At 42.4% G+C, this 19,043-nt stretch carries 15 protein-coding genes; 10 read left to right on the plus strand and 5 right to left on the minus strand.

All coding sequences use genetic code 11. From position 1 onward, the window contains the following. Positions 1-140 precede the first annotated feature (140 nt). The 5 genes from glmS to H8S63_RS08110 all read left to right on the plus strand — a co-directional run bounded on the left by glmS (position 141) and on the right by H8S63_RS08110 (position 9,730). The gene (gene glmS, locus H8S63_RS08090) at positions 141-1,985 is read left to right on the plus strand and encodes a glutamine--fructose-6-phosphate transaminase (isomerizing) (protein ID WP_186926375.1); all 1,845 of its coding nucleotides are present in this window, start codon (positions 141-143) and stop codon (positions 1,983-1,985) included. A gap of 132 nt (positions 1,986-2,117) precedes the next feature. Beyond that, positions 2,118-4,001: an amidophosphoribosyltransferase gene (locus tag H8S63_RS08095; RefSeq protein ID WP_008022839.1), complete on the plus strand. Its 1,884-nt coding sequence runs from the start codon at positions 2,118-2,120 to the stop codon at positions 3,999-4,001. A 27-nt stretch (positions 4,002-4,028) separates the two neighbouring features. Further along, entirely contained in the window at positions 4,029-5,177 is a 1,149-nt protein-coding gene (carA, locus tag H8S63_RS08100) for a glutamine-hydrolyzing carbamoyl-phosphate synthase small subunit (protein ID WP_186926377.1), read from the plus strand. Positions 5,178-5,250: 73 nt separating this feature from the next. Next, on the plus strand, positions 5,251-8,478 hold the full coding sequence (gene carB / locus H8S63_RS08105) for a carbamoyl-phosphate synthase (glutamine-hydrolyzing) large subunit (protein WP_186926379.1): 3,228 nt from the start codon (positions 5,251-5,253) through the stop codon (positions 8,476-8,478). A gap of 205 nt (positions 8,479-8,683) precedes the next feature. Next, positions 8,684-9,730 carry a mannose-1-phosphate guanylyltransferase gene (locus H8S63_RS08110; RefSeq protein ID WP_117683544.1) on the plus strand — a complete coding sequence of 349 codons (1,047 nt, stop codon included), beginning with the start codon at positions 8,684-8,686 and terminating at the stop codon, positions 9,728-9,730. Positions 9,731-9,824: 94 nt separating this feature from the next. Here the strand turns inward: H8S63_RS08110 and H8S63_RS08115 are convergent, their stop codons facing one another. From H8S63_RS08115 to H8S63_RS08125, 3 genes are all read right to left on the minus strand, one after another. Continuing rightward, a complete protein-coding gene (locus H8S63_RS08115; RefSeq protein WP_007752287.1) occupies positions 9,825-10,115 on the minus strand; it encodes a helix-turn-helix transcriptional regulator in 291 nt (96 codons plus the stop codon). Beyond that, on the minus strand, positions 10,112-10,465 hold the full coding sequence (locus H8S63_RS08120; protein WP_007752298.1) for a type II toxin-antitoxin system RelE/ParE family toxin: 354 nt from the start codon (positions 10,463-10,465) through the stop codon (positions 10,112-10,114). The genes H8S63_RS08115 and H8S63_RS08120 overlap by 4 nt, the downstream gene beginning before the upstream one ends. A gap of 149 nt (positions 10,466-10,614) precedes the next feature. After that, a complete protein-coding gene (locus H8S63_RS08125; RefSeq protein WP_186926381.1) occupies positions 10,615-11,511 on the minus strand; it encodes a helix-turn-helix domain-containing protein in 897 nt (298 codons plus the stop codon). 158 nt (positions 11,512-11,669) lie between these two features. Between H8S63_RS08125 and H8S63_RS08130 the strand changes: the two genes are divergently transcribed. From H8S63_RS08130 to H8S63_RS08150, 5 genes are all read left to right on the plus strand, one after another. After that, complete coding sequence (locus H8S63_RS08130; protein ID WP_032851512.1) at positions 11,670-12,929, plus strand: TolC family protein; 1,260 nt, start codon at positions 11,670-11,672, stop codon at positions 12,927-12,929. Positions 12,930-12,945: 16 nt separating this feature from the next. Beyond that, a complete protein-coding gene (locus H8S63_RS08135) occupies positions 12,946-13,857 on the plus strand; it encodes an HlyD family secretion protein (RefSeq protein ID WP_009040507.1) in 912 nt (303 codons plus the stop codon). A 17-nt stretch (positions 13,858-13,874) separates the two neighbouring features. After that, positions 13,875-15,344: an ATP-binding cassette domain-containing protein gene (locus tag H8S63_RS08140; RefSeq protein ID WP_074705231.1), complete on the plus strand. Its 1,470-nt coding sequence runs from the start codon at positions 13,875-13,877 to the stop codon at positions 15,342-15,344. Positions 15,345-15,346: 2 nt separating this feature from the next. Beyond that, positions 15,347-16,450, plus strand: coding sequence for an ABC transporter permease (locus H8S63_RS08145; RefSeq protein ID WP_141409352.1), 1,104 nt, complete (start codon positions 15,347-15,349; stop codon positions 16,448-16,450). A gap of 88 nt (positions 16,451-16,538) precedes the next feature. Next, positions 16,539-17,654, plus strand: a complete 1,116-nt coding sequence (locus H8S63_RS08150) for an ABC transporter permease (protein ID WP_007752332.1) — start codon at positions 16,539-16,541, stop codon at positions 17,652-17,654. A 162-nt stretch (positions 17,655-17,816) separates the two neighbouring features. Here H8S63_RS08150 and H8S63_RS08155 read toward each other — a convergent pair whose 3' ends face one another. After that, positions 17,817-18,245 (minus strand): Hsp20/alpha crystallin family protein, encoded by a 429-nt coding sequence (locus H8S63_RS08155; protein ID WP_004300008.1) that lies wholly within the window; start codon positions 18,243-18,245, stop codon positions 17,817-17,819. 271 nt (positions 18,246-18,516) lie between these two features. Continuing rightward, positions 18,517-18,993 carry a hypothetical protein gene (locus tag H8S63_RS08160; RefSeq protein WP_186926383.1) on the minus strand — a complete coding sequence of 159 codons (477 nt, stop codon included), beginning with the start codon at positions 18,991-18,993 and terminating at the stop codon, positions 18,517-18,519. Positions 18,994-19,043 lie beyond the last annotated feature (50 nt).

The raw sequence follows: 19,043 nt of genomic DNA on the forward strand, positions 1-19,043 counted from the left end.
TGACCTAAAAATAATATATTATTTAACTTTTTGATGTGTTTACAACTTTTTTATGCGTTTCTGTCAAATAAATATGCTTTTTGTTGTCTTTATGTTATTTGTAATGTGTATATTTGCAGTCGAAATAAAAATATCATAATATGTGTGGAATAGTAGGCTATATTGGTAAACGAAAAGCCTACCCTATCCTTATAAAAGGGCTGAAGCGACTGGAGTATCGTGGATATGATAGCGCGGGGGTAGCAATCATCAGTGATGACCGACAGTTAAATGTGTATAAGACGAAAGGAAAAGTCTCCGATCTTGAAAATTTCGTCACACAAAAAGATATTTCCGGTACAATCGGAATTGCCCATACTCGTTGGGCTACTCACGGGGAACCTTGTTCCGCTAACGCCCACCCTCATTACTCTTCTTCCGAAAAGCTCGCTCTCATTCATAACGGTATTATTGAAAACTACGCCGTTCTCAAAGAAAAACTTCAAGCCAAAGGCTATATTTTTAAAAGTAGTACAGATACCGAAGTCCTTGTTCAATTAATAGAATACATGAAAGTCACTAATCAAGTCAGTTTGCTGACAGCCGTTCAATTGGCGTTGGGAGAAGTGATTGGTGCCTATGCGATTGCGATTCTTGATAAAGAGCATCCCGATGAGATTATTGCTGCCCGTAAGAGTAGCCCGCTGGTAGTGGGGATTGGAGCGGACGAGTTCTTCCTTGCTTCGGATGCCACTCCGATTGTAGAATATACAGATAAGGTGGTTTATCTGGAAGACGGAGAAATAGCTGTTCTCCATTTGGGAAAAGAATTGAAGGTGGTCAACTTGAGTAATGTTGAAATGACACCTGAAATTAAAAAGGTGGAGCTTAATCTCGGTCAGCTGGAAAAAGGGGGATATCCGCATTTTATGTTGAAAGAGATTTTCGAACAGCCCGATTGTATTCATGATTGTATGCGCGGACGTATTAATGTGGAAGCAGACAATGTGGTACTTTCCGCTGTGATCGATCATCGGGAAAAGCTACTGAATGCCAAGCGGTTTATTATCGTTGCCTGCGGAACTTCCTGGCATGCCGGACTGATTGGAAAGCATCTGATTGAAAGTTTCTGCCGCATACCGGTGGAAGTGGAGTATGCTTCTGAATTCCGTTACCGCGATCCGGTGATTGACGGACAGGATGTAGTGATAGCAATCTCCCAAAGCGGTGAGACTGCGGATACTTTGGCTGCTGTGGAATTGGCAAAAAGCCGCGGAGCATTTATATATGGTATTTGTAATGCTATCGGGGCTTCTATTCCCCGTGCCACTCACACCGGTTCGTATATCCACGTAGGTCCGGAAATCGGAGTCGCTTCCACCAAAGCGTTTACCGGACAGGTCACTGTGTTGGCAATGCTGGCATTGACGCTTGCCAAAGCGAAAGGAACAATTGACGAACGGCATTATCTTTCAATAGTACAGGAATTAAATCATATTCCGGAGAAGATGAAAGAAGTGCTGAAACTGAATGATACCCTGGCGGAGTTATCGAAAACGTTCACGTATGCGCATAACTTTATTTACCTGGGACGCGGATATAGTTATCCTGTTGCATTGGAAGGTGCATTGAAATTGAAAGAAATATCGTATATTCACGCCGAAGGTTATCCGGCTGCCGAGATGAAGCACGGACCGATTGCCTTGATTGACGCGGAAATGCCGGTAGTGGTGATTGCTACGCAGAATGGACTGTACGAAAAAGTGCTAAGTAATATTCAGGAGATCAAGGCAAGGAAGGGAAAAGTGATTGCGTTCGTTACGAAGGGAGATACGGTTATCAGCAAGATTGCCGATTGTAGTATCGAACTTCCTGAAACAATAGAGTGTCTCGATCCGTTAATTACTACGGTACCTCTCCAACTTCTTGCTTATCACATTGCGGTATGTAAGGGGATGGATGTAGACCAGCCGAGAAATCTGGCGAAGTCGGTAACGGTGGAGTAATGTGATTTACAATTAGACAATTTACTATTTACTATTTACGATTGAAGAATCAATGATAGATAGTAAGTTGTTTGATTGGCAGGTGGTAATTTAAATCGTAAATAGTAAATCGTCAAATCGTAAATAGTATAGATGGAACAATTGAAACATGAATGTGGCGTTGCCATGATACGCTTGCTTAAACCGTTGGAGTATTACGAGAAAAAGTACGGAACATGGATGTACGGTCTTAATAAGCTCTACCTGTTGATGGAGAAACAACATAACCGTGGACAGGAAGGTGCGGGACTCGCATGTGTGAAACTGGAAGCAAATCCGGGTGAAGAATATATGTTTCGTGAACGTGCTTTAGGCTCCGGAGCTATTACGGAGATTTTTGAAAATGTTCAAAACAATTTTAAGGAGCTCACTCCCGAACAGTTGCATGATGCTGCGTATGCCAAACGAGTCCTGCCTTTTGCCGGGGAAGTATATATGGGGCATCTTCGTTATTCCACTACGGGAAAATCCGGAATCTCATACGTGCATCCATTTTTAAGAAGAAATAACTGGCGTGCCAAGAATCTCGCTCTTTGCGGAAACTTCAATATGACGAATGTAGACGAAATATTTGCCCGTATCACTGCCATTGGTCAGCATCCGCGTAAATATGCCGATACATATATCATGTTGGAACAGGTGGGACACCGTCTTGACCGTGAAGTGGAGCGTGTATTCAATCTTGCCGAAGCCGAAGGGCTTACGGGCATGGGCATCACGCATTATATAGAAGAACATATTGATTTGGCAAACGTACTGCGTACTTCCAGTCGCGAATGGGATGGGGGGTATGTTATTTGCGGATTGACCGGAAGCGGTGAATCTTTCGCTATCCGTGACCCGTGGGGCATCCGGCCTGCATTTTGGTATCAGGATGACGAAATAGCTGTTCTTGCTTCCGAACGTCCGGTTATCCAGACAGCTTTGAATGTTCCGTTTGAGGAAATCAAGGAACTGCAACCGGGGCAGGCATTGCTGATTAGCAAAGAAGGTAAGATACGTACTTCGCAAATCAATAAGCCACGCGAAAATCAGGCTTGTTCTTTCGAACGTATCTATTTCTCCCGTGGCAGTGACGTCGATATTTATAAAGAAAGGAAACGGCTGGGCGAAAAGTTGGTTCCGAAAATACTGAAAGCTATCAATAATGATATCGATCATACGGTCTTCTCTTTTATTCCAAACACTGCGGAGGTTGCTTTCTACGGAATGTTGCAGGGACTGGATGATTACTTGAATGAGGAGAAAGTGCAGCAGATCGCTGCATTGGGGCATAACCCGAATATGGAGGAGTTAGAAGTTATTCTTTCCCGTCGTATTCGTAGCGAAAAGGTGGCAATCAAGGATATTAAGCTCCGTACGTTCATCGCCGAAGGAAACAGTCGTAATGATTTGGCTGCCCATGTGTATGATATTACATACGGAAGTCTTGTACCCGGTGTTGATAATCTGGTGATTATCGATGACAGCATTGTGCGTGGCACTACGCTGAAACAAAGTATTATCGGTATTCTCGACCGTCTCGGTCCGAAGAAGATTGTCATTGTATCTTCTTCTCCGCAGGTGCGTTATCCTGACTATTACGGTATTGATATGGCAAAGATGAGCGAGTTTATCGCCTTCAGGGCTGCTGTCGAACTTTTAAAGGAACGGGATATGAAAGATGTGATTGCGGCCGCCTACCGTAAATCGAAAGAGCAGGTAGGACTGCCGAAAGAGCAGATGGTAAACTATGTGAAAGACATTTATGCTCCGTTCACTGATGAGGAAATCTCTGCCAAAATGGTGGAACTGCTGACACCCAAGGGAACCAAGGCGAAAGTGGAAATCGTCTATCAACCGTTGGAGGGATTGCACGAGGCTTGTCCGCATCATAAAGGCGACTGGTATTTTAGCGGTAACTACCCTACACCGGGTGGTGTGAAAATGGTGAATCGGGCGTTCATCGACTATATAGAACAAATGTATCAATTCTAACAACCATACAACGATTCAATAATAAGAATGAGAAATGTGACATTAATCCTTGACGACGGGAGCCGGTTTTCCGGTAAGTCGTTTGGCTACGAGAAGCCGGTGGCGGGCGAAGTAGTGTTTAATACTGCCATGACCGGATACCCGGAGAGCCTCACTGACCCTTCATACGCCGGACAGTTGATGACGCTTACCTATCCTTTGGTAGGTAACTACGGTGTTCCTCCTTTTACTATCGAGCCGAATGGACTTGCCACTTTCATGGAAAGTGAGAAGATCCACGCGGAAGCGATTATCGTAAGTGACTATTCTTATGAATACAGCCATTGGAACGCTGTGGAAAGTCTTGGTGACTGGCTGAAACGGGAAAAAGTTCCTGGTATCACGGGCATTGATACACGCGAGCTGACTAAAGTGCTTCGTGAACATGGAGTAATGATGGGGAAAATAGTATTTGAAGAAGTTGAGAATGGAGAGTTGAGAGTTGAGAGTTATGAAGATATTAATTATGTGGACAGGGTAAGTTGTAAGGAAATAATTTCTTATCTTCCCGACGGAACCTCTCATTCTTTCCCATTAACGACTCCTATTGAGCAACTCAACTCTCAACTTTCAGGTTTTAACTCACAACTTAAAAAGGTCGTCCTGGTAGATTGCGGTGTGAAGACTAATATCATTCGTTGTCTGCTGAAACGTAATGTAGAGGTGATCCGTGTACCTTGGGATTATGATTATAACGGACTCGAATTTGACGGACTGTTTATTTCTAACGGACCGGGGGATCCGGATACCTGTGATGCTGCGGTGCAGAATATCCGCAAGGCGATGGCAAACGAGAAACTGCCTATTTTCGGAATCTGCATGGGTAACCAACTGCTTTCGAAAGCGGGAGGAGCCAAGATTTATAAATTGAAATACGGTCACCGTAGCCACAACCAACCGGTGCGTATGGTAGGTACGGAACGTTGCTTCATCACTTCGCAAAATCACGGTTATGCCGTAGACAATAATACGTTGAGTGCAGATTGGGAACCGTTATTTATTAATATGAATGATGGCTCTAACGAAGGAATCAAGCATAAAAGAAACCCTTGGTTTTCTGCACAATTCCATCCGGAAGCAGCGAGTGGACCTACGGATACGGAATTCCTGTTCGACGAATTTGTAAAACTATTATAACCCATATTCATCACGGATTATAAAAAATCAGTGTTTATCTGTGTAATCTGTGGTGAACCAGAAAGTAGAATCAATGAAAGAAAATATAAAGAAAGTATTGTTGTTGGGTTCCGGTGCCCTGAAGATCGGTGAGGCCGGTGAGTTTGACTATTCCGGTTCGCAGGCACTCAAAGCCTTGAAAGAAGAAGGCATTGAAACGATTCTTATCAATCCTAATATTGCTACGGTACAGACGTCCGAAGGAGTGGCGGATCAAATCTACTTCCTCCCGGTGACTCCGTATTTCGTAGAGAAAGTGATTCAGAAAGAAAAACCGGAAGGCATTATGCTGGCGTTCGGTGGTCAGACAGCCTTGAACTGTGGAGTGGCATTGTACAAAGAAGGTATTCTTGAAAAATATAATGTAAAAGTACTCGGTACTCCGGTACAAGCCATTATGGATACCGAGGATCGTGAACTTTTCGTTCAGAAATTGAATGAAATCAATGTAAAGACCATTAAGAGTGAAGCCGTAGAAAATGTGGAAGATGCTCGTCGCGCAGCAAAAGAACTGGGGTATCCCGTAATTGTTCGTGCTGCGTATGCATTGGGTGGCTTGGGCTCCGGTTTCTGTGATAACGAAGAGCAACTGGATATTCTTGTAGAAAAAGCGTTCTCTTTCTCTCCGCAGGTATTGGTGGAAAAATCACTTCGTGGTTGGAAAGAAGTGGAATATGAAGTGGTACGTGACCGTTTTGACAACTGTATCACCGTTTGTAATATGGAAAACTTCGACCCGCTGGGTATTCATACCGGTGAATCTATCGTTATTGCTCCGTCACAAACGCTTACTAACAAAGAATATCATAAACTCCGGGAACTGGCAATACGTATCATCCGCCACATCGGTATTGTGGGCGAATGTAATGTGCAATATGCTTTCGACCCCGAATCCGAAGATTATCGGGTGATTGAAGTAAATGCCCGTCTTTCCCGTTCATCGGCTTTGGCATCTAAGGCAACGGGTTATCCGCTGGCTTTCGTTGCGGCCAAATTGGGACTGGGTTACGGACTCTTCGACCTGAAGAATTCTGTAACAAAGACTACTTCTGCTTTCTTCGAACCGGCACTGGATTATGTTGTATGTAAGATTCCACGTTGGGATTTGGGTAAATTCCACGGTGTAGATAAAGAATTGGGATCTTCTATGAAATCTGTCGGTGAGGTGATGGCTATCGGTCGTACTTTTGAAGAAGCTATCCAGAAAGGGCTCCGCATGATCGGACAGGGAATGCACGGATTTGTAGAAAATAAGGAGCTAGTTATTTCCGACATCGACAAGGCTTTGCGCGAACCGACTGATAAACGTATTTTTGTTATCTCGAAGGCTTTTCGTGCCGGCTACACCATCGATCAGGTACACGAACTGACTAAGATTGATAAATGGTTCCTTCAGAAATTGATGAATATCATGCAGACTTCCGAAGAACTGCATAGCTGGGGAAATAATCACAAACAGATTGCTGATCTGCCAAACGAACTGCTTCGTAAAGCCAAGGTTCAAGGTTTCTCTGATTTCCAGGTTGCACGTGCCATCGGCTACGAAGGTGATATGGAGGATGGTATTCTTTATGTCCGCAAACATCGTAAAGAGGCGGGTATTCTTCCGGTAGTGAAGCAGATCGATACTTTGGCAGCCGAATATCCGGCACAAACCAATTATCTGTATCTTACTTATAGCGGTGTGGCAAATGATGTTCATTACTTGGGCGACCATAAATCCATTGTCGTATTAGGGTCTGGTGCTTATCGTATCGGTTCTTCCGTAGAATTTGACTGGTGCGGTGTGCAGGCTTTAAATACTATTCGTAAAGAAGGATGGCGCAGCGTGATGATTAACTATAATCCTGAAACCGTATCTACGGACTACGATATGTGCGATCGCTTGTACTTCGACGAATTGACTTTCGAACGTGTCATGGATATTCTGGAGCTTGAGAATCCGCATGGTGTAATTGTATCTACCGGTGGTCAGATTCCGAATAACTTGGCTTTGCGTTTGGATGCACAGCATATCAATATCCTTGGCACAAGTGCCAAGAGCATTGACAACGCTGAAGATCGTGAGAAATTCTCTGCCATGCTCGACCGTATCGGTGTGGATCAGCCCCGTTGGCGTGAATTAACATCTATGGATGACATTCAGGAGTTTGTTGAAGAAGTAGGTTTTCCTGTGCTTGTCCGTCCGTCATACGTGCTTTCGGGAGCTGCAATGAATGTTTGTTCCAATCAGGAAGAACTGGAACGTTTCCTGAAACTGGCAGCCAATGTCTCGAAAAAACATCCGGTAGTAGTAAGTCAGTTTATTGAACATGCCAAGGAAGTAGAAATGGATGCCGTGGCGCAGAATGGCGAAATTGTGGCATACGCTATTAGTGAGCATATCGAATTTGCAGGAGTACACTCCGGTGACGCGACTATTCAGTTCCCGCCACAGAAGCTATATGTAGAAACTGTTCGTCGTATTAAGCGTATCAGCCGTGAGATTGCCAAGGCTTTGAATATCTCCGGTCCGTTTAATATTCAGTATTTGGCAAAAGACAATGATATCAAGGTGATCGAATGTAACTTGCGTGCTAGTCGTTCTTTCCCATTTGTCAGCAAGGTACTGAAGATCAACTTTATTGAACTGGCAACCAAAGTTATGCTTGGCCTGCCTGTCGAAAAACCGGAAAAGAATCTTTTCGAACTGGACTATGTGGGAATCAAAGCTTCACAGTTCTCTTTCAACCGTTTGCAGAAAGCCGACCCGGTGTTGGGAGTAGATATGGCTTCCACCGGTGAAGTAGGTTGTATTGGTATGGATACTTCTTGTGCTGTATTGAAAGCAATGCTTTCTGTAGGCTATCGTATTCCGAAGAAGAATATCTTGCTTTCCACAGGTACCATGAAGCAAAAAGCGGATATGATGGATGCAGCCCGTATGTTGGTGAATAAGGGATATAAACTCTTTGCGACGGGCGGTACGCATAAAGCGCTTGCCGAGAGCGGTATTGAGAGTACTCATGTTTATTGGCCGAGTGAAGAGGGACATCCGCAGGCGTTGGAGATGCTTCATAGTAAGGAAATAGATATGGTAGTTAATATACCGAAGAACTTGACAGCCGGAGAATTAAGTAATGGGTATAAAATCCGTCGTGCTGCCATTGATTTAAATATTCCGTTGATTACGAACGCTCGTCTGGCTAGTGCGTTTATCAATGCCTTCTGTACGATGAGTGTGGATGATATAGCTATCAAGAGCTGGGCAGAATATAAATAAGATGATTATATTCTATTGAAATGAAAAGACAAAGGTCGTTCTTATTATTCGAGAGCGGCCTTTGTCTATTATTGTAGAAATACAATTATTCGATTATTCAGTTGGAAAATTAAATACTCTTGGTCTTTATTTGCTGTTTTGGACATTTTAATGTAACTTGCGCGCTTATTTAAATAATATTTTTTTTTACAGGAGGATGATAGGTATGGATAATCATGTTGTAATAATGGCTGGTGGCATAGGGAGCCGTTTCTGGCCGATGAGCACTCCGGAATGTCCTAAACAATTTATTGATGTAATGGGATGTGGCCGGTCACTGATTCAATTGACGGCAGACCGGTTTGATGGTGTTTGCCCCAGAGAAAATATGTGGGTGGTAACTTCTGAAAAATACATTGATATTGTTCGGGAGCAGTTGCCGGAAATTCCGGAAAGTAATATTTTAGCGGAACCTTGTGCACGAAATACTGCACCTTGTATCGCATTTGCTTGCTGGAAAATCAAAAAGAAGCATCCCCGTGCTAACATTGTAGTAACTCCTTCGGATGCATTAGTCATCAATACGAGTGAGTTCCGTAGAGTGATGGAGAAAGCACTTCGTTTTACGGATGATAGCAGTGCTATTGTCACAATAGGTATTCGGCCGACTCGTCCGGAGACAGGCTACGGATATATTGCTGCTGCCAACCAGCTTCAAACAGATAAAGAAATTTATACAGTAGACGCATTCAAGGAAAAACCCGATAAAGAGACAGCTGAAAAGTATTTGGCGGAAGGTAATTACTTCTGGAATGCGGGAATCTTTGTGTGGAACGTGCGTACTATCACTTCCGTGATGCGTGTATATGCTCCGGGTATCGCACAGATTTTTGACCGTATTTTCCCGGATTTCTATACGGAAAAAGAAAATGAAACAATCAAAAAGTTATTCCCGACTTGCGAAAGTATTTCTATCGACTATGCGGTGATGGAAAAAGCGGAGGCAATTTACGTGTTACCGGCTTCTTTCGGCTGGTCGGATTTAGGCACATGGGGAGCACTTCGCGGTCTTTTACCACAGGATAAATCGGGAAATGCTACGGTAGGAACCGATATACGTTTGTATGACAGTAAGAACTGTATTGTGCATGCCAGCGAAGAAAAACGAGTTGTTGTTCAAGGACTGGATGGATATATCATCGCAGAGAAAGATAATACATTACTGATTTGTAAACTGGAAGAGGAACAACGGATTAAAGAGTTCTCGAAATAAAGATTATTTCGTTTGTTGATATTCGTGTGGTGTCATTCCTGTCATTCAGCTGATATTCAATTGAAAGCCGGAGTTAAGCACTCCGGCATTATTTTTATAATTGCACTTCGATATTTAATTTTCCACCAAGTCCACGTTCTACAATATCAAATAATGTTTTGAGAGTAATATTTTCTCCATCGTTTTCAACTTTTGATATGAATGTACGTTTCTTGTCAATGCGACTTGCAAGCTCTGCTTGTGTCATATCTAATTTTTCTCTGGCACTTCGTATCTTAAAGCCAATGCGCAAAGCCTCAAGTTCTCGCTCAAGCCTGTCTCGTTCTGGTGCTCCAACTTCACCGTAATACTCATTTTTGATTTGGTCTAATGTCTTTGTATTCATTCTAAAATCTCCTTTTCTTTTTCTTTATAATAGTCGGTCATAAGCCGTTCTGCTCTTTTTATTTCTTCTGGTGGTGTTTTTTGTGTCTTTTTCTGAAAGCCACTTAACAAAACAACCAATTTATTACCGTCAAAGAAACAAAAAATGCGGAAGATATTATTGCCTAGTTGCACGCGAACCTCAAATAGTCCATTAGTACCTTCTATGTATTTTAGATATGTCGTTGGGATTCGGTCTATCTGCTCGATAATATCTAGCACTTTGATGATTTTATCGCGAACCTTCTGTGGTTGTTTCTTGAAAAAATCATCAAAATATTCTTTATATGTTATGACTTCTCTTACTTTCACTTTACAAAGGTAACTTATAAATTACATAAAAGCAATTTTAGGCTACTTTTTTCTTTAATTTTTCTCATCATTTTATCCATTATCTCTTCAGAACATTTTGCCAACTCATAGAAAGTGACTGACTGTATTCAGAGTTCTCGAAATAAAGATTATTTCGTTTGCTGATATTCGTGTGGTGTCATTCCTGTCATTCGTTTAAAGAATTTCGAGAAAAAAGAAGGATTAGGGAAATTTAATTCATCAGAAACTTGATAAACGAGCAGATTGCTATGTTTTAGCAATACTTTTGCTTCTAGTATAATGGACTGGTTTATCCAGTCCATTACTGTTTGTTGACTGGCCTGCCGGATAACTGTATTCAGATAACGCGGAGTGAGACATAGCTTATCCGCATAGAAGTTCACGTTACGCTCTTTCTTGCTGTGTGTGTTGACAAGAGAGATGAAGCGTTGGAAAATCTCTTCCTGTCTTGTCAACTGGGTTGGATTCAGTTCAATGCTGTTTTGAGCGATATATCTTAAATAATAGATGAGACTGGCCAAAAGATGTTGTATAGCTTCCTTATGAAATATCGGTTCCTGCAATACTCCCCAGATAAAAGTGAAATAGTTTTTCACTTGTTGCTGTTCTCGTGGAAGTAGTGGCAATAAAATGTTTTTCTGATGATGGAGAAGGTAAGAGAAGAAATCGTCTTTTCCGGATATGGGGAGGAAATCATGATTGGTTGCTATCATTTGCATATCAAGATCAGGAGATACTTCTATGATTTGGATGATGGAATTGGGGGTGATTACTGCGATGTGTCCCGGTTGGAGGGTATGTCCGATCAGATTAATGAGAATTCGGGCAGAACCTTGTTTGACGAATGCAACACGTCCTTCTTTAATACGATACGGTTGATCGAGTGAGAAAGGCGTTGTTTCCATTCCCGTAAAGCTGTTGACGAATGCGAAATCAGAAGATATATAATGATATTCGTTATGACGTGCAATGCTAAAATTGTCTAATGATTTGAGTGCGAATTCTATCGGTTCTTTTTTCTCCATATCTCTTCTTTTCCGGCAAAGGTAATAAAATACAGCATATTCAGTTGCTTTTTTCTGTTTTATCGGACTAATGGGACATATTTGCCAACTCTTGGAAATGACCAGTGTCTTTGAAATCCCTATCTTTGTCTTTCGAAGAAACCAAAGAAATAATGGATATGAAAAGAATGATTTTCAGTTTCTCCTTTTTACTGTATGTAGCAGGAGCGTATGCGCAGATTACATTGGAAGAATGTCAGCGGAAGACGCAGGACAATTATCCGTTGGTACATCAGTATGGCTTAGTGGAGAAGACAAAGGAATATAATCTGGAAAATGCAGCCAAGGGATATTTGCCTCAATTTGCTCTTTCGGCAAAGGCCTCTTATCAGAGTGATGTGACAGAAATTCCGGTAAAACTTCCCGGAGTAGATTTAAAAGGATTGTCTAAAGACCAATATCAGGTCATGTTGGAATTGCAACAGAAGATATGGGACGGGGGAGGAATCCGTATGCAGAAGAAGCAGACGATTGCAGAGGCTGAAGTGGAAAAAGAAAAACTGAATGTAGATATGTATGCGCTGAATGACCGCGTGAATGATCTTTATTTTGGAATTCTCCTGCTGGACGAGCAAATCAAACAGAATACATTGTTACAAGATGAGCTGGAGAGAAATTATCGTCAGATTACTGCTTATGTGGAAAATGGAATAGCCAATCAAGCTGATTTGGATGCAGTGAAAGTGGAGCAGCTGAATACAAAACAGAAAAGAATTGATTTAGTATCATCACGGGCAGCTTATTTGAAAATGCTTTCGCTGTTGGTAGGAGAAGCACTATCTCCGGAGACGGTGCTGGAGAAGCCTGTACCTCAAAGTATGGTTTCAGCTGTCAGTGAGATTCGTCGGCCGGAGTTGGCTTTGTTTGATGCACAGGGAGCCGGACTGCAAGTGCAGGAGAAGGCTTTGAATGTGCGTCATCTTCCGCAGTTCGGACTGTTTGTGCAGGGGGCATACGGAAATCCTGGATTGGATATGCTGAAGAATGAATTCTCTCCTTATTATATGGCAGGTGTCCGGCTTTCATGGAATTTCGGTAGTTTGTATACTTTGAAAAATGACCGTCGGGTGATCGAGAAGAAAAGGCAGCAACTGGATAATAACCGGGATGTATTCCTTTTCAATACAAGACTGGAAATGACGCAGCAGGATCAGGCTATCCATTCTTTGGAGAAGCAAATGCGGGATGATGATGAAATTATCCGGTTGCGTACGAATATCCGTAAAGCTGCCGAAGCAAAGGTGGCAAATGGAACATTGACTGTGACTGAAATGTTACGTGAACTGACCAATGAGAGCTTGGCGCGTCAGTCGAAAGCCATGCATGAGATTCAACGGTTGATGGGAATTTATCAATTGAAATATACAACGAATTATTAATATAACTTCTCCGGATATGAAAAGAATAACAAAAATAGGAATGTGGGGGATAACGCTGATGATGTTATCTGCCTGCGGAAATGGAACACCTGATTATGACGCAACCGGTACATTTGAAGCTACGGAAGTAATAGTGTCCGCCGAGGCTGCCGGAAAATTGCTACGACTGGAAGTAGAAGAGGGAACAAAGCTGGAAGCGGGTGAGGAGATCGGGTTGGTAGATACGGTACAATTGTATTTAAAGAAACTGCAATTGGAAGCCAGTATGAAATCGGTAGAAAACCAGCGTCCTGATCTTGCCAAACAGATTGCCGCTACCAAACAGCAAATTGTCACGGCAGAGCGTGAGAGGAAACGGGTGGAAAACTTGCTTGCTGCAGGTGCGGCCAATCAAAAACAACTGGATGATTGGGACGCGCAAGTCAAATTACTCGAACGACAGCTCGTTGCACAGGAATCATCGTTGCGTAATAGTACGAATAGCCTTACAGAACAAGGCAATTCGGTTGCTATACAGGTAGCGCAAGTGGAGGATCAGTTAGTTAAATGTCATGTTCAGTCACCTATCGCAGGTACAGTATTGGCTAAATATGCGGAAGCCGGTGAATTGGCGGCGATAGGCAAGCCTTTATTTAAGGTGGGCGAAGTGGATCGTATGTATTTGAGGGCTTACATAACTTCCGAACAGTTGTCAAAAGTGAAACTGGGAGATCAAGTGACTGTGTATGCTGACTATGGCAACTCGGAGCAGAAAGCTTATCCGGGGGAAGTGACCTGGATTTCCGATCGTTCGGAATTCACTCCAAAAACAATTTTGACGAAGAATGAACGTGCTAATCTGGTATATGCAGTGAAGATTGCGGTGAAGAATGACGGAGCGTTGAAGATTGGTATGTATGGCGGAGTAAAATTAAAGAATGAAGATTAAAAATTAAAGTCAGGGAGATGGAGAAGGATGTACCCATAGTGGTTGTGAAAGAAGTCGGCAAGAGCTATGGAACGGTGGAAGCGCTGAAAGAGGTTTCTTTTGTGGTAGAACGGGGAGAGATCTTTGGGCTGATAGGTCCTGACGGTGCCGGTAAGAGTACCTTATTCCGTATTCTGACTACTTTGCTGCTGGCAGATAAGGGAACGGCCACGATCGGCGGACTGGATGTGGCAACAGAATATAAACAGATTCGTACAAAGGTGGGATATATGCCCGGCCGTTTTTCACTTTACCAGGATCTTTCAGTAGAGGAGAATCTGGAGTTTTTCGCTACCGTATTCCATACGACTGTTCAGGAGAACTATGATTTAATTAAAGATATCTATCAGCAGATAGAACCGTTCAGGAAAAGAAGGGCAGGAGCTTTGTCGGGTGGAATGAAGCAGAAACTGGCATTGAGTTGCGCTTTGATCCATAAGCCTGATATTTTATTTCTGGATGAACCCACTACCGGAGTGGATCCTGTGTCGCGCAAGGAATTTTGGCAAATGCTTCGTAACTTGCGGGAACAGGGTATTACCATTGTTGTTTCTACTCCCATCATGGATGAAGCTCGGCAATGTGACCGGATTGCTTTTATCAATCATGGAAAGATTCATGGCATTGATACCCCCGGGCGTATTCTTCAGCAATTTGCATCCATCCTTTGTCCTCCTTCTTTGGAACGGGAGGAGGTGAGACATGAAACCGCTCCGGTCATTGAAGTGGAGCAGTTGACAAAGTGTTTTGGTAATTTTACAGCGGTAGATCATATCTCCTTTCAGGTGAACCGGGGAGAGATATTTGGCTTCCTGGGTGCTAACGGTGCCGGAAAAACTACAGCCATGCGCATGCTTTGTGGATTGAGCAAACCGACATCAGGCATAGGAAAGGTGGCAGGATATGATATTTTCCGGGAAGCTGAACAAGTAAAGAAGCATATCGGCTATATGAGCCAAAAGTTTTCGTTATATGAAGACCTGAAAGTGTGGGAGAATATTCGTCTGTTTGCCGGGATTTATGGGATGAAAGAGCAAGAAATAGAGCGGAAGACAGAAGAATTGTTGGATCGCCTGGGGCTTGCTGACGAGCGGGATACTCTGGTGAAGAGCCTTCCGGTGGGGTGGAAGCAGAAATTAGCTTTTTCAGTTTCAATCTTCCACGAGCCGAGAATTGTTTTTCTGGATGAGCCGACGGGTGGAGTAGATCCCGCTACGAGAAGGCAGTTCTGGGAATTGATTTATCAGGCAGCCGACCAGGGAATCACCATATTTGTCACTACCCATTATATGGATGAAGCGGAATATTGTAACCGGATATCTATCATGGTGGACGGTCAGATTAAAGCTCTTGATACACCTGCCCGTCTGAAGCAACAATTCGGTGCAGAAACGATGGATGATGTTTTTCAGCAATTAGCCCGCGGTGCGGTGCGCAAAGCAGATTGATTATGAGACAGTTTATAGCTTTTGTAAAGAAGGAATTTTATCATATTTTCCGTGACCGGCGAACCATGCTGATTTTGTTGGGGATGCCGGTTGTACAAATTATACTATTCGGTTTTGCCATCAGTACAGAGGTGAAAAATGTCCGGTTGGCGGTACTCGATCCTTCTAATGATGTGGTGACACGAAAGATTATTGATCGTTTGGACGCCAGTGAATATTTCACTGTTACCACGCGTTTTCATTCGCCCCAGGAAATGGAAGCTGCTTTTCTGAAGAATAAGGTTGATATGGCTATTGTTTTTAGCGAACGTTTTATAGATGATCTCTATACGGGTGATGCTCGTGTGCAGCTGGTAGTAGATGCGACAGATCCGAATATGTCGACTTCGCAGGTTAATTATGCGACGGGAATTGTTTCTATGGTAGGTCAGGAAATGATGCCGCCCAATATGTCGGCTGCCCGTTTAACGTCGGATATAAAACTGTTGTATAACCCGCAAATGAAGAGTGCTTATAACTTTGTTCCGGGGGTAATGGGGTTGATCCTGATGCTGATTTGCGCTATGATGACCTCGATTTCCATCGTTCGTGAAAAAGAGACGGGGACCATGGAGGTATTACTGGTTTCGCCTGTGAAGCCACTATTTATTATTTTGGCAAAGGCTGTGCCTTATTTTGTGTTGTCGTTTGTCAATCTGATAACAATTCTTTTACTTTCGGTCTTTGTGCTGGATGTTCCGGTAGTAGGAAGTTTGTTCTGGTTGATAACCGTCTCTTTGTTGTTTATCTTCGTATCCTTGGCGTTGGGCTTATTGATTTCATCAGTCACGCGTACACAGGTTGCGGCCATGCTGGTTTCCGGTTTGATGTTGATGATGCCCACGATGCTTTTATCGGGGATGATTTTCCCTATTGAGAGTATGCCGTTGATACTTCAATGGATCTCGGATATACTTCCGGCACGTTGGTATATTCAGGCTGTGCGAAAGTTGATGATTGAAGGAGTGCCTGTTGTATTGGTATATAAGGAGATTGGTATCTTATTATTGATGGCGACGGTACTTATTACGGTTAGTATCAAGAAATTCAAGTATAGATTGGAGTAGATAAGAATAATATGTAAATGTGCCAATTGGCTGTGTTATACTACATGGTATTGACATATAAACATATCAGCAAATTGAAGAATTATTTATGATAAAGTTCCTGATAGAAAAAGAGTTTAAACAATTGCTTCGCAATTCGTTTCTTCCGAAATTGATTCTTGTATTTCCATGTATGATTATGCTATTGATGCCTTGGGCGGTAAATCTGGAAATCAAGAATATACAGCTGAATATTGTGGATAATGACCATTCGGCTATTTCGCAACGTTTAGTGAATAAGATTGCTGCCTCCACTTACTTTCGTTTGGTAGAAGTACCGGCCTCGTATGAAGAAGGTCTTCGAAACATTGAAATTGGAACGGCTGATATTGTGATGGAAATTCCAAGGCATTTGGAACGGGATTGGATGAATGGAGAGGATGCTCATGTATTGATAGCAGCCAATGCCGTGAATGGAACGAAAGGTGGTCTGGGCAGTTCTTATTTGTCTTCTATCATTAATGATTATGCAGCCGAACTACGTTCGGAACATCCCGAAGCAGCTACCGTTTCCGGTGCTTTCCCTTCCATACAGGTTGATACGCAGGGATTGTTTAATCCGAATCTGAACTATAAGCTCTATATGATTCCGGCATTGATGGTCATGTTGTTGACTTTGATTTGTGGTTTCCTGCCTGCGTTGAATGTGGTTAGCGAGAAGGAAGTGGGGACAATAGAACAAATCAATGTGACTCCGGTTCCGAAGTTTGTTTTTATTTTGGCAAAGCTCCTGCCTTATTGGCTGATTGGTTTTCTGGTGCTGACGGTGTGTTTCATATTAGCCTGGTTAATTTATGGCATAGTACCTGTCGGGCATTTTCTGTTGATTTACTTTTTCGCGGTTCTTTTTGTTCTGGTGATGTCCGGCTTCGGACTGGTCATTTCCAACTATTCAGCAACGATGCAGCAATCAATGTTTGTTATGTGGTTCTGTTTGTTGGTGGTGATTTTGATGAGCGGTTTGTTTACCCCCATTAGCAGCATGCCGGAATGGGCACAAATAATAACGATATTCAATCCTTTGAAGTATTTTATGGAGGTGATGCGAATGATATATCTGAAGGGGAGTGGTTTCTTTGATTTGCTGCCGCAGTTCGGAATATTGTTGCTTTTTGCAGTCGTGTTTAATAGTTGGGCGGTAATTAGCTATCGGAAGAACAACTGAAGATAATAAGGGGTCAGTCCGAAAACCCTGTGGGTATGTTATGTTAATAAGGCGGCATTGCCTGCAAAGACAATAAAAAAACAGCTCGTTTCCCTTTAAGGGAGAGAGCTGTTTTTGATCCTTTTCATCACCGTCTCCGGTGAATAGTAAGTGGTTACTGTATTACTTTATTTCAATTTGTCTATTTGGCTTCTTTACTTCTTCTTCAGAGAGTTTCGGAAGTTCGATATTTAGAACGCCATGTTCTACAGATGCAGCAATTTTCTCTTTGTCTACATTATCCGGTAGAATCATTGTTTGCTGGAACTTAGAGTATGAGAATTCGCGACGCAGATAGCGACCGTCTTTCTTTTCCTCCTTGTTTTCTGTCTTCTTCTCCATGCTGATAACGAGGTTATTATCTTCATCAATGCGAACATTGAAATCATCCTTCGTCATACCCGGAGCAGCCAATTCCACTTTGTATTCTTTTTCTGTTTCCAAAACATTAATTGCAGGTGCAGTAGCATTTGCTTTTACCATCCAATCGTTATCAAAGAAATCATTAAAGATACTTGGTAACCAACTTTGAGTTCTTCTAACAGGCATCATAATTTTAGTCTCCTATCTTTAAGTTAAACATTCAGTTAATTATTCTTGAACTTCGGTATTTTCACTTCTGATGGTACCGGTTGTCCCAGTTTCCATCGTCTGCTCTCGAACCGTTGTTCGCTTCCATAAGTGCAAACCTTATGCCAAGTGATTTTTGAGACTAAAATTGTCTATTTGTCATTATAATAATGCCAATTTTGCAATAATGATGACAAAATGTATTCTATTTTTATTTATTTTATATAAGATAGATATTAATTTGATAATATGTCTATTTCTTCTCGATTAGTTTGAATCTCATTCTTAGTGTTTGCCTTTCTTCGTCATAATCATAACTAATGATTTTGAAGGTACCCACTTCAGAAGTATTGGACACATGCAATCCGATGCAGGCGCAGGCATCATAATCTCCAATGCGGACAATGCGAAGAGTTTCGCTAGCATCGGCAGGTAGTTTGCTTAAATCTACGATGTCTTTGGCCTGTTCATGTGTCATATACTCAACAGTCACAGGTAGGTTCTGACTGATTGCCTCGTTCACTTTATTTTCAATAGACTGGATTTGTTCCGCTGTCGGACATGACGAAAGTATATAGTCACATTTGCTCTTTTTCCTTTCGATGTGGGCATTGCGAGAACGTGGGCAGCCAAAGGTTTTCACCATGGTGGCATTGAGTAAATGCTCTGCTGTATGCATAGGAGGGTATTCCTGCTTGTTGTGATCGTTGAGTTGAATTTGTTGTTCCATTGGATTTAGTTATTTGAATTGATTGTTTCTATTTTACGAGATCCTATACG

It is taken from the genome of Bacteroides sp. NSJ-39 (genome assembly GCF_014287315.1).
Lineage (GTDB): Bacteria > Bacteroidota > Bacteroidia > Bacteroidales > Bacteroidaceae > Bacteroides > Bacteroides finegoldii.

Coding starts and splice junctions, on each gene's coding strand:
- glmS (WP_186926375.1), top strand. CDS start 141: ATGTGTGGAATAGTAGGCTATATTGGTAAACGAAAAGCCTACCCTATC.
- H8S63_RS08095 (WP_008022839.1), top strand. CDS start 2,118: ATGGAACAATTGAAACATGAATGTGGCGTTGCCATGATACGCTTGCTT.
- carA (WP_186926377.1), top strand. CDS start 4,029: ATGAGAAATGTGACATTAATCCTTGACGACGGGAGCCGGTTTTCCGGT.
- carB (WP_186926379.1), top strand. CDS start 5,251: ATGAAAGAAAATATAAAGAAAGTATTGTTGTTGGGTTCCGGTGCCCTG.
- H8S63_RS08110 (WP_117683544.1), top strand. CDS start 8,684: ATGGATAATCATGTTGTAATAATGGCTGGTGGCATAGGGAGCCGTTTC.
- H8S63_RS08115 (WP_007752287.1), bottom strand. CDS start 10,115: ATGAATACAAAGACATTAGACCAAATCAAAAATGAGTATTACGGTGAA.
- H8S63_RS08125 (WP_186926381.1), bottom strand. CDS start 11,511: ATGGAGAAAAAAGAACCGATAGAATTCGCACTCAAATCATTAGACAAT.
- H8S63_RS08130 (WP_032851512.1), top strand. CDS start 11,670: ATGAAAAGAATGATTTTCAGTTTCTCCTTTTTACTGTATGTAGCAGGA.
- H8S63_RS08135 (WP_009040507.1), top strand. CDS start 12,946: ATGAAAAGAATAACAAAAATAGGAATGTGGGGGATAACGCTGATGATG.
- H8S63_RS08140 (WP_074705231.1), top strand. CDS start 13,875: ATGGAGAAGGATGTACCCATAGTGGTTGTGAAAGAAGTCGGCAAGAGC.
- H8S63_RS08145 (WP_141409352.1), top strand. CDS start 15,347: ATGAGACAGTTTATAGCTTTTGTAAAGAAGGAATTTTATCATATTTTC.
- H8S63_RS08150 (WP_007752332.1), top strand. CDS start 16,539: ATGATAAAGTTCCTGATAGAAAAAGAGTTTAAACAATTGCTTCGCAAT.
- H8S63_RS08155 (WP_004300008.1), bottom strand. CDS start 18,245: ATGATGCCTGTTAGAAGAACTCAAAGTTGGTTACCAAGTATCTTTAAT.
- H8S63_RS08160 (WP_186926383.1), bottom strand. CDS start 18,993: ATGGAACAACAAATTCAACTCAACGATCACAACAAGCAGGAATACCCT.